Source organism: Rhodocytophaga aerolata, assembly GCF_030503435.1.
Lineage (GTDB): Bacteria > Bacteroidota > Bacteroidia > Cytophagales > 172606-1 > Rhodocytophaga > Rhodocytophaga aerolata.
The window spans coordinates 60241-68040 of record NZ_JAUKPO010000038.1; the positions used below are offsets into that span (position 1 = coordinate 60241).

6 protein-coding genes are annotated in these 7800 nt (G+C 41.4%); 5 read left to right on the top strand and 1 reads right to left on the bottom strand.

The features are described from left to right. The first annotated feature begins 8 nt into the window (after positions 1–8). The 4 genes from Q0590_RS31925 to Q0590_RS31940 all read left to right on the top strand — a co-directional run bounded on the left by Q0590_RS31925 (position 9) and on the right by Q0590_RS31940 (position 5174). Positions 9–755: a C40 family peptidase gene (locus tag Q0590_RS31925; RefSeq protein ID WP_302041725.1), complete on the top strand. Its 747-nt coding sequence runs from the start codon at positions 9–11 to the stop codon at positions 753–755. A gap of 102 nt (positions 756–857) precedes the next feature. Continuing rightward, the gene (locus Q0590_RS31930; RefSeq protein WP_302041726.1) at positions 858–2186 is read left to right on the top strand and encodes a glycerate kinase type-2 family protein; all 1329 of its coding nucleotides are present in this window, start codon (positions 858–860) and stop codon (positions 2184–2186) included. 28 nt (positions 2187–2214) lie between these two features. After that, entirely contained in the window at positions 2215–2844 is a 630-nt protein-coding gene (locus tag Q0590_RS31935) for a hypothetical protein (RefSeq protein ID WP_302041727.1), read from the top strand. 20 nt (positions 2845–2864) lie between these two features. Continuing rightward, the gene (locus Q0590_RS31940) at positions 2865–5174 is read left to right on the top strand and encodes a CotH kinase family protein (RefSeq protein WP_302041728.1); all 2310 of its coding nucleotides are present in this window, start codon (positions 2865–2867) and stop codon (positions 5172–5174) included. Between the two features lie 47 nt (positions 5175–5221). On the opposite strand, the gene Q0590_RS31945 is transcribed toward Q0590_RS31940, so the two are convergent. Next, on the bottom strand, positions 5222–6472 hold the full coding sequence (locus tag Q0590_RS31945; RefSeq protein WP_302041729.1) for an MFS transporter: 1251 nt from the start codon (positions 6470–6472) through the stop codon (positions 5222–5224). 958 nt (positions 6473–7430) lie between these two features. On the opposite strand from Q0590_RS31945, the gene Q0590_RS31950 reads away from it, so the two are divergent. Then, positions 7431–7800, top strand: a 370-nt coding sequence (locus Q0590_RS31950) for a hypothetical protein (protein ID WP_302041730.1), incomplete at its 3' end; no start/stop codon positions are given.

Consider the following 7800-nt stretch of genomic DNA (forward strand, 5'->3'; position numbering starts at 1 on the left):
TAACCTGTATGAACATTTGGTTAGGAATAATGAAACAGCAGATAAGGATATTTTTGTTGGAAGTTGTAGCAATCATCTATTTACTTATCAAAGGTTTTTTCCTTTTAGGAAGGAAAGCTGCCCAGTACCTCTATACTCACCGGATTCAGATTATACAACATAAACTTACGTTACCCACGCTGATCCTCTTATCTATCATCTGGACTGGGTTTTCTTCTTTCAAAAATGTGGCTGCCATTCAACCAAGTCAACCAAGCTCAGTTTCTCTACAAACAGAAATGGTTACAGATGAAGTTGTGCCTAGGGTAATCCCCGTCAATCGGCAGGAAGAACAGGAAACCTCAGCGGATGATAGCAATGCTGAAGAGCCTTTCCGGGATACCAAGCTTGTAGCCCATATCATGGACTGGGTAGGCACGCCTCACCGCGACAACACACAATCCAAAAATGGGACAGACTGCTCAGGCTTTGTGCAAGCCGTTTTTCAGGATGCGCATGGCATTGAACTAAGCCGCAGTTCCAAAGCTATGTATGAAAAGGATGTCTATAAAATTCATAAAACCGATTTACAAGAAGGAGATCTCGTGTTTTTTAATACGTTTGGGAACAGTATTTCCCATGTAGGCATCTATTTAAAAGACGGAAAATTTGCTCATACATCTTCTTCCAGGGGGGTTACTGTAAGCTCTCTACAAGACAACTATTATCAAAAAAAGTATAGAGGGGCTGGAAGAGTAAAAGACTTGGTCAATTGACCGGTTATCTACAATTATGTAAAGCGTATTACCTGATAATTTGTATATTTGTCAGGCTGCCGGAGACTACCTGCCTGCCTAAACTTTCCGGCTGTCTGCCCAATGACCTCTCCAGTAGATTATAAACTTAGTGCTACACGTATATTTTTAGAGGCAGTAGCGGCTGTTCATCCCTACTCATTAATTACTCAATCGATTCGCTTAACAGAAACCCATTTAACGGTTGGAGATCAGTTACTTGAAATAGCAGAGATTGGTCATATTTATGTAATTGGGGCTGGTAAAGCTACGGCTGCTATGGCAAAAGCCGTAGAAGATGTATTAGGAAACCGGATAGCGGGCGGGGTAATAGTCGTGAAATATGGACATACTATGCCGTTAAAGTATATATCCATTATAGAAGCGGCGCATCCCATACCTGATCAGAACGGGGTGGAAGGCACAAAAAGAATGCTTCAATTACTGGCTACTATTTCGCCGCGTGACCTTGTTATTGCTTTATTTTCCGGAGGCGGTTCTGCTTTATTAACCGATATGCCGCCAGGATGTACATTGGAAGACATGCAACTTTGTTTTGATCTGTTATTAAGATCGGGTGCTTCTATCAAAGAAATAAATACAATCCGCAAGCATTTATCGGCAGTAAAAGGTGGCCAGCTGGCAAAAGCTGTGTATCCTGCCAGACTTGTTAGCCTGCTTCTATCCGATGTAATTGGAGATCCGGTAGATGTTATTGCTTCTGGGCCAACCGTAGCAGATCCTTCAACTTTTGCAGATGCCTGGCAGGTCATAGAAAAATACAACTTACAACAGCATATTTCTACCAATATCACCCTACATTTGCAGCGTGGCTTAGAAAAACAGATTCCAGATACTCCCAAACCAGCTGATCCACTATTTCTGCAGATGAATACAAAGGTTATTGGGAGTAATGCAATTGCCTTGCAAGCCGCCGGTAAAACCGCAGAATCTATGGGCTTTACTACAAAAATAGGGAGGGCAGATATTCAGGGAGATGCACCACAAGCTGCTTATGCGTTGGTAGAAGAGGCTAGAACTATAGCAGCCGATATAACTATTCCTAAGCCAGTTTGTCTACTAACCGGCGGAGAAACAACAGTCGTGGTAACTGGGAATGGAAAAGGAGGACGTAATCAGCATTTTGCTCTTTGTGCTGCTCTGCAACTAGCTCCTGGTGAAAAGATAGTGATTCTTTCGGCAGGAACAGATGGAACAGATGGGCCTACAGATGCTGCAGGAGCAGTAGTGGACGGGTTTACAGTCAGTAACGCAGCGCAGATGGATTTAGCTGCTGCAGACTATGTGTCCAGGCATGATTCTTATGATTTTTTTAGGCAGGCTGGTGGTCATATTACAACTGGGCCTACTATGACAAATGTGATGGATATTATGCTGGCAATAATTTATTAATAAAAACAGGCTTACAAGTTTCTTTACATTGAAAACGCTTACTTTCTATACTAACTTCATGTGGCAATACTTCCTCCAGGGTTTCCTTAGTTTGCTATTCCTTAGTAGCTTTTTGCCTGCCCAGGCCCAGGACGACGATGAAAAAGAAAAGGAGAAAGACAGCAAAGGTGCAAACATACATCATACACTGGAGCTGGGATACACCATAGGGGGGCAGATATCCAATGATAACTTTATTTATAAAGCAGGCTTACTGGGGCAATATACCGCCGATTTTCAGGTGAGTACGCGGGTGTATTATGGAGTGGGCATCGGATACGAACGGCTTGACCAGGAACGATTCATTCCCATCTTTGCCAGCTTCAAAGGGCTTCTTAAAAAAAAGGATTCTACCCCTTTTCTCACCGCACAAATCGGGTATGCACTGGCCTCAAATAAAAATATATATAGGTATGAAGGCTATTCGTATAGAGGAGGCATCCTATTCAGCCCGGGATTTGGCTATAAACTTAATGTGCAGGATAAATACTCAGTGTTGTTTAGTGTAAATTATAAGCACCAGTTTGCCAGAATCCGCTATAAAACCCTGGACGACCATACCTATGCAGATAACCTGAATTTTGATTTGCTTTCCTTCAGGATAGGTATATTATTATAATTGACTTGCCTGCTTTAGCTATGTTCCTACTCTCAAGTAAACGGTTACGTATTTGTGCTATATATATATGTGTACTTGTTGGCCTGCTTCTGGCTACTGAAGGCAATGCTCAGCGGGTAGTGATAAACGAACTGATGACCTCTAATGCTCAAACTATACAAGATGAGGATGGAGATACACCCGACTGGATAGAACTATATAATGCCTCCACTACTCCAGTAGATCTGACAAACTGGGTAATAACCGATGATTCTCTGGAAATAGATAAATGGCTTTTTCCGGCTATAGTTATGCAACCTGGCGCATACCTGCTGATATTTGCCTCTGACAAAGACCGCAAAGAAGGAAAATACCTGCATACCAGTTTCCGGTTGGGGGCCGGGCGGGAGTCAGTCTTTTTGTATAACCAACTTGGGCAACGCGTAGATGACTATATTTCTACGTGTATACCTTCCGGATTTTCTTATGGACATACGCCGGATGGAACAAACCCTAAAACACATTTACTTACGCCTACTCCCGGAAGGAGTAATAATGAAAGTCTTACGGCTACCATTAAGCCTGGGAAGGACACCCTGGTTTTTTCTCAAAGTGGTGGATTTTTTACGCAAGCCTTTAGTTTACAGTTGTCTACAGGTTTGCCTGGTACTAGGATTTATTATACTCTGGATGGCTCCGTTCCTGATGAAAATGCCCAGCTATATACAAGTCCAATTCAGGTAAAGAGTAGGAAAGGAGATAAAAATGATGTTTCAGAGGAAGAAACGGTAGCTACCTGGCAACCTCCCCAAGGCGAAGTATTTAAAGCTACGGTTATCCGGGCAGTAGCTTATATAGACGCTTGTCCGGCAGGCCCAGTTATAACCCATACCTATTTTGTTGATGAGAAAATGCCTCAGCGGTACACATTTCCCATTCTTTCAATAGCTACCGACCGGAGCGATTTTTTCGGGAAGAAAAAAGGCATTTATGTTTCCGGAGAGAATGATGGTCTGGGAGAAAATTTTTTTGCAAGTGGCAAAGAGTGGGAGCGGAGTATTCACGTAGAGTTTTTCAATGAAAATGGTGCTCGGGCTATTGCACAAGGAATGGGCGCACGGATTCACGGAAGGGGCTCCAGGAAAAATCCGCAAAAATCGGTGCGCATTTATGCACGAGAGGAGTATGGTGCTGAGTGGCTCAACTTTCAGATGTTTCCGGACCTTGCCATAGAAAAATTTAAAACATTAATTCTGCGTACGCCGGATGCTGATTTTTCACAAACGATATTTAAAGACGAGCTGATACAAACGCTTATCCGGCCCATGAATCTCGATTTACAGGCCACCCGTCCTTCGGTGGTTTTTATCAATGGCGAATACTGGGGCATTCATAATATCCGGGAACGGTTTGATAAACATTATTTTGCCCAACATTACGGGGTAGATTCAGAGAGTATTGATTTTCTTGGGCTTAGCCTGGATGGCAACGAAATTATAGAAGGGGACGGACAGCACTACGCAAACATGATCCAGTATATCCGAAATCATGATCTGGCTGAGGATGTCTACTATCAATATATTAGCACGCAGCTGGATATAGCTAATTTTATAGATTACCATATTGCACATCTGTTTTTTGCCAATTGGGACTGGCCTAATAATAATATGCGCTTTTGGCGACCGCGTACACCGGCTGGTAAATGGCGATGGGTATTTTTTGATTGTGATGCCTGCATGATTCAGGATTCTTACAAATTCCTATACCTGTATTCTTCCAGAGAAGAGAATGACTTAAAATACAAAAGCTACGAAGAATCAACCTTTCTGCTGAGAAACCTTTTACAGAACAGGCAGTTCCGGACGCTGTTTTTACAGAAATTTATGTATCACCTGAATACTACTTTTGAGCCAGGACGTATAATCAAAGAAATACAATCTTTCACGCAAACTTATGCACCTGAAGTGCTGGAGCATATTTACCGGTGGAATTCGCCGGATACCTATACTACCTGGGTTCAAAACCTTGAAGAAATAAAACTGTTTGCCTTGCGCCGGCCCATAGAAATGCTGAATCAACTGCAGACATTATATCAATTACCTGTGCTGCTGTATCCTAATCCCAGCAATGGTGAGTTTCAGGTTGATCTGGGAGACGACGAGCATATACCTCTGAATATACAGGTATATACGACGCAAGGGCAACTGATTCAGACCTATACGTATGTGAGTAGTAAAGAGGCTAAAGGTGTATCAATGAAGCTGACTCATCAGCCGGCAGGATTGTATATTGTCCGGATTCAGTATGGGAGTCTGGTTTTTAACAAAAAGCTGGTTTTATATAAACAATAATCCATTTCCTAAGTATTTGTGGGATCAACGTTTCTTGTATTCTTCCTTTAATCATGTATAACGTGTACTTCCTCTTTTGCGGAGGCAGGTAATCGGTTTTTGTACAACCGGAACATAAAAATAACGCCAATGAGCAAACCGGCTGTTCCCTGTAAAGCCAGAGTATAGCCGGCACCTATATAATCAGCGATCATTCCTAAGAGAAAGCTTCCAAAAGGTTGCATCCCAAAAAAAGCCATTGTATAAAAGCTCATTACCCGTCCGCGCATTTTGTCCTCTACATGCGTTTGGATAAACGTATTACCCCCAGCTATACAAGTCATCATACCAAAACCAGTAACAGTCATAATGCACAGTGCGAGAGGCAGATAGGAAGTTATTGAAAACAAAAGCAAAGAGATGCCAAAGACCATGGTGGCTCCAAGAACTATCTTGTCTAAAGACTTCCCTGGTTTGAGCAGGGCTAAATGAAAAGCTCCGATAAGGGCGCCTAAACCGGTAACGCCATTTAGTAACCCAAACGTAGTTGCATCCCCGTTGAAAAAATCTTTGGCTACCACCGGAAGTAAGGTAGCATACGGCATCATCAAAAAGCTAATGCATGCCAGAAGCAAAATCATGTTTTTCAGCACATATGTCCTTTGTAAATAGTCGTATCCATCCCGGAAGTCTGACCACAAGTTTTTAACCGGTTTTATGTACACCTCTTGTGGTAGTTTCATCAAAAGCAAGCATACAATTACAGCTATGAAACTAACTGCATTTAATAAAAAGCACACGCCTTCTCCCATACTAGCCAAAACTGCTCCGGCAATGGTTGGCCCAATCAGCCTGGCCAGGTTAATAACAGACGAGTTAAGAGCTATGGCATTCGGTAAATCTTTTTTGTCTTCCACCAGCTCGACCAGTAGCGACTGTCTTGACGGTGTATCAAAGGCATTAATAATTCCCAGAACTACACTCAGGAATATAATTGCAGCCATGTTATAATAACCGGATATAACCATAGCTGCCAGGGCTGCAGCTTGTACCATGGCAGCTATCTGAGTAGTAAGTAGTATTTTGTACCGGTTGTATCTGTCGGAAATAACACCACCATATGGCGAAAGCAGAAATGTAGGAATCTGGCCGGCAAACGTAACCATACCTAACATAAAGGCAGAGCCGGTAAGCCGGTATACCAGCCAGCTTACAGCCATTCGCTGCATCCAGGTACCAATGAGAGAGATAGATTGCCCGATAAAATAAAGGCGGTAGTTAGGATATTTTAGCGATTTATAAATCTGTTGTAAGCGCATGAAACTGTTGTACAGAGGAGAGAGCTAAGTAACTCTCTTATTTTATTTTGAAACGTAAAATTTAATCTTAAAGGTTTTGTTGGATTCCCTGGTAAGAAGTTTTTTCTCCGAATCAGATAAAGTATGGTAACAAAATTATTTTGCCACAAAAAAATAGTTTCTTGTTTTTACAATATTTTTCACTTTCTGTTTTAATCTGTTTTTAATGTAATGTTTATTAAAATACCTATCTGTTTTTAGAAAGTATCTGAGTAAACTTTATAAATCTTAAAAAAAACTTACATGAAAAAGCGAAATTTTTGTAACAAATGGCAAAAAAATATTGTATAAGGAAATTCTATCTTCGCACCAGATTTTGTTAAGCATGATGAGTGCTTTTATAGGGTGATGTAAGGCATGTAATATTTATGTTTAAAAACGCAATTTTTAGCTAGCTAACCAATCCTATTATGAACATATAGTGCAAAATTTACTGTTTTATATCCAGTAATTTATTTTTAGTATAAGGGCTAATTATTGCACAATCATAAAAAGGATAGTTGAATAAGTGGGTATACGGCGAATAAAAGTTTTGTAAACGCAAATTAGAAATGCGGAATTGTGAGAGATGAAATATTTTTAAGGAATTGTAGATAATCAGGCGTAATGTTTTGCATTTTACCGGCCTCCTTTAGGCACACTTACCCCCCAGGATTTAAAAAACCTTATGCAGGTTTAAGATACCTTTTTACTTATTATTCACAGATCGCAAAGATTTTTTATAAGTAAAATTTCTCTTCAAAATGTATCTTTTTTGAAAAATAAATACTTCGCATTGTCTCACGTGTACCAATAACATTTTTTTAAGCATTTTCATCAGTGGAATTCTGACCTGTTTTGCAGACACACTTTTTGCATTATGTTAAAACAGAGAAGAATTGTATGCTTAATAGCATTGGTAATGCTATGCATATCCACTATGTCTGACCTATTGGCTCAGACGCGATTAGGGTTACATGTAACCCGCGAAGAACTCACCATCTGGCGCCAACGGGCTGCCTCCGGCCCCTACAAAACCCGCTCCGATGTCTCCGAAAACTCTCCCGACGACTGGAACCGGATCGAGAAAAATGCAGAAGCCTTTAAGGCATCACCTGCTTCCTTCCGGTGGGGGGGACCAACTTTGCTTGAAGGCTCTGGCAGGGTTAAAAAAGGAACCGGGGACGATGTACGGTTGCAGAATGAACCTAATGGCAAAGCCCTGGCTCATCATATCCGCGATGCGGCTTTTGTGGCTTTAGTCGATGAGAACCGCTCGGACCGCAAACAACTCAAGCAAGCCGTCAAAG